At 57.0% G+C, this 2,963-nt stretch carries 4 protein-coding genes; 1 reads left to right on the forward strand and 3 read right to left on the reverse strand.

Annotated features, from left to right (window positions below; translation table 11 throughout):
- Together AAAC48_RS27910 and ytfQ are read right to left on the reverse strand one after the other, a co-directional pair.
- On the reverse strand, window positions 1–674 hold a 674-nt coding region (locus AAAC48_RS27910), incomplete at its 3' end, for an ATP-binding cassette domain-containing protein (RefSeq protein ID WP_340657312.1).
- Between the two features lie 74 nt (window positions 675–748).
- Window positions 749–1,705, reverse strand: a complete 957-nt coding sequence (ytfQ, locus tag AAAC48_RS27915; RefSeq protein WP_340657316.1) for a galactofuranose ABC transporter, galactofuranose-binding protein YtfQ — start codon at window positions 1,703–1,705, stop codon at window positions 749–751.
- 154 nt (window positions 1,706–1,859) lie between these two features.
- Here ytfQ and AAAC48_RS27920 point away from each other — a divergent pair, with 154 nt between their 5' ends.
- Complete coding sequence (locus tag AAAC48_RS27920; RefSeq protein WP_340657313.1) at window positions 1,860–2,135, forward strand: DUF1398 family protein; 276 nt, start codon at window positions 1,860–1,862, stop codon at window positions 2,133–2,135.
- Window positions 2,136–2,409: 274 nt separating this feature from the next.
- On the opposite strand, the gene AAAC48_RS27925 is transcribed toward AAAC48_RS27920, so the two are convergent.
- A partial coding sequence (locus AAAC48_RS27925; RefSeq protein WP_340657314.1) for an adenylate/guanylate cyclase domain-containing protein occupies window positions 2,410–2,963 on the reverse strand: 554 nt, incomplete at its 5' end.

A 2,963-nucleotide genomic window follows, 5' to 3' on the forward strand; every position in this document is an offset into this window, starting at 1 on the left:
GCCGATCCGGCAAGTCTGCCATTGCGCAGTACGGTGACGCGGTCGCAAATCTCATAAACCTGATCGAGAAAATGCGTGATGAAGACGATTCCGAGCCCGCGTTGCTTCAGCTGCCTGATTGTTGCAAACAGGATTTCAGTTTCGTGGCGGTCAAGACTTGCCGTCGGTTCGTCGAGAATGAGAATACGTCCGGACATATCGACCGCGCGTGCGATCGCGACAAGCTGTTGCACCGCGACCGAATAGCGGGACAGATCCGACGAAACATCGATGTGAAGGGCATATTGGCTGAGCAGTTCGCGCGCCCGCTTCTCCATAAGTCGGCGATTGATCAACCCGAAGCGCATCGGCTGACGGCCAACGAAGAGATTATCCGCAACGGACATGTTTGGCAGCAGGTTTACTTCCTGGTAGACCGTGCCAATGCCGAGATTCTGGGCCTGTAGCGTATCACGGACGTGCATTGGGTGCCCGTCAAGCTCTATAACGCCCGAATCCGGCTGATGTACGCCGGTGAGCACCTTTATCAGCGTTGATTTGCCCGCGCCGTTCTCGCCCAGCAGTGCATGTGTCTCACCTTGCCGAATGGTGAAATTGACAGCGTCGAGCGCCTTGAAGCCAATAAAAGATTTGCATATGCCTCGAGCGGCCAGCAGAACCGGATCGTCCGTCATAGCGCCCTCTCCCGTGAGCGGTTTTGTCGGTAGAACCGGCCGCCCGATCCGGACGGCCAGCCACGATGGAGTGATTAGTACCCCAGTCCCTTTTTCTCTTCGTAGACCTTCTTGGGATCATCTGCCTGCGTGTAGAGCTTGGACTCTGTCTGGATCCACTTCGGCGGCGCCTTGCCGCTTTCCTTGTAGGCTTTCAGGGCGTCGAATGCTGGTCCTGCCATGTTCGGCGTCAGTTCGACCGTGGCGTTCGCCTCGCCTTCCGACATCGCCTTGAAGATGTCCGGCACAGCATCGACGGAGACAACGAGGATATCCTTGCCCGGCTTCAGGCCGGCTTCCTTGATTGCCTGGATCGCGCCAACGGCCATGTCATCATTGTGCGCGTAGAGCGCACAGATATTCTTGCCGCCATTCTCCGCCTTAAGAAAGCCTTCCATGACTTCCTTGCCCTTGGCGCGGGTGAAGTCGCCCGTCTGACTGCGGGTGATCTTGATGTTCGAAGCGGGTGCAATGCCCTCCTCAAATCCTTTCTTGCGGTTGATAGCTGGACTCGATCCGACTGTTCCCTGCAGTTCAACAACGTTGCAGGGCTTGCCCGCGACCGTCTTGACAAGCCATTCACCCGCTACCTTGCCCTCATGCACTGTATCAGACGTTACCGCCGTCAAATAAAGACCGTCATTGGCAGTTTCGATCGTCCGGTCGAGCAGAATGACCGGTATCTCGGCTTCCTTGGCTTCAGCGAGGACCGTGTCCCAGCCTGTTGCGACGACGGGTGCAACAAAAATGGCATCGACACCCTGAGCGACAAAGCCGCGGATCGCCTTGATCTGGTTTTCTTGTTTCTGCTGTGCATCTGCGATCTTGAGATCGATCCCACGCTTCTTCGCTTCGATTTTGGAAACTGAGGTCTCGGCAGCACGCCAGCCGGACTCCGATCCAATCTGTGAGAAGCCAACCGTAAGGTCAGCCGCGGCCGCGACTCCAGCAAAGGACACGGCAACCGTACTGGCAAGCAGAATTCTCTTCATGAACGACATGATTATTCCTCCCGATTTAGGTCAATTTCCTAAGATCCCTCCAGACCTCAATAAAACTATTATAATATAGTAATATTATTGGCAAGAGGCCGAAATTCGCGGCTGGTGCGTTTTTTGCAGCGACGATCTAAGGCTGAGGCGTAAATTGACGCCGTCCAATTCCAGTTTACCTGTCAGCACTGACTTCGACATCAAAGGCAACAAGCTCTCGTCAGCGGCCGTTCACGAAACCTATGAAATTTCGGTTGGGGCAAATCGAGATGCCGCCGGGCAAGCACTCGAAGCGCACAGCCTAGGAGAGACCGATTACTTTACATTCAGCAAAGCAGCTGGCGTTTGTACGTGGATCATGGACCAGGTTGAAATGACCTGTACATTCTATTGTAAATCCGGCGAGCTGCTGCTCGTAGATGACGTTTGAATTGATCTTCAGCCTTCGAATGTCGACTGACCATCGGGTCAGAAGCTTTTAAGACTATCCGCCCCGCAGCTCCGCCGTTAGGAGGCTTGGCAACCTGTCGAACCGCCTATTTGTTCTGTTTTGGGTATTTGTAACACCAACGACCGATTGCGTTGGCGAACTTGGATCCCGCCACGATTTGGCGTTGCGCCCTTGTGGGACTTTTTGGAGCAAAAAGTGGAATTTATTGGTGACAATTCGGACGAGCAGCGCACGAGAGAGGCGCGGCATTTCACTACTGCAGCGCAAACACCGCGCACGGCGCGGCGATGCCGCGCAGCCTGTGCTCGCCGAGCGGGATGAGTCGCTGCGTCGTTTGCGCTGCAAAAGTGCCGGAGAGCAACACTGTGCGGCCGAGCGGTCGGCACAGGCCCTCCAGTCGGCTCACTAGGTTCACCGCGGGGCCGATCGCGGTGAAATCCAGCCGGTCGGCAGTGCCAATATTGCCCCACAGCATCTCGCCGAGATGCAGCGCCGTGCCGAACGAAAGAGGCGGCACGCCTTGCGCGACGCGGGTGTGATGGAGGTGGTCCATGCCGGCGCGTGCGGCGGCGACCGCGCGCAGCGCCGCATCGCATGCGGCGGCAGCATCACGCTCTCCGATCGGGAAGATCGCCAGCACGCCGTCGCCAATGAATTTTAGTACCTCACCGCCGAAGGCATGGACGGCACCGGCGATGCGGTCGAACCAGGCGTCGAGTGCAGCGATCACCTCCTTCGCCTCGGTCGACTCCGACAACTCGGTGAAGCCGCGCAGGTCGGCATAAAGCAGGGCCGCCCGGATGGTCT

Origin of the sequence: Phyllobacterium sp. (genome assembly GCF_037994405.1) — a bacterium.
Taxonomy (GTDB): Bacteria; Pseudomonadota; Alphaproteobacteria; order Rhizobiales; family Rhizobiaceae; genus Phyllobacterium.

Excerpts from the sequence above, each read along its gene's own strand:
- ytfQ (WP_340657316.1), bottom strand. The coding sequence starts at position 1,705 with ATGAAGAGAATTCTGCTTGCCAGTACGGTTGCCGTGTCCTTTGCTGGA.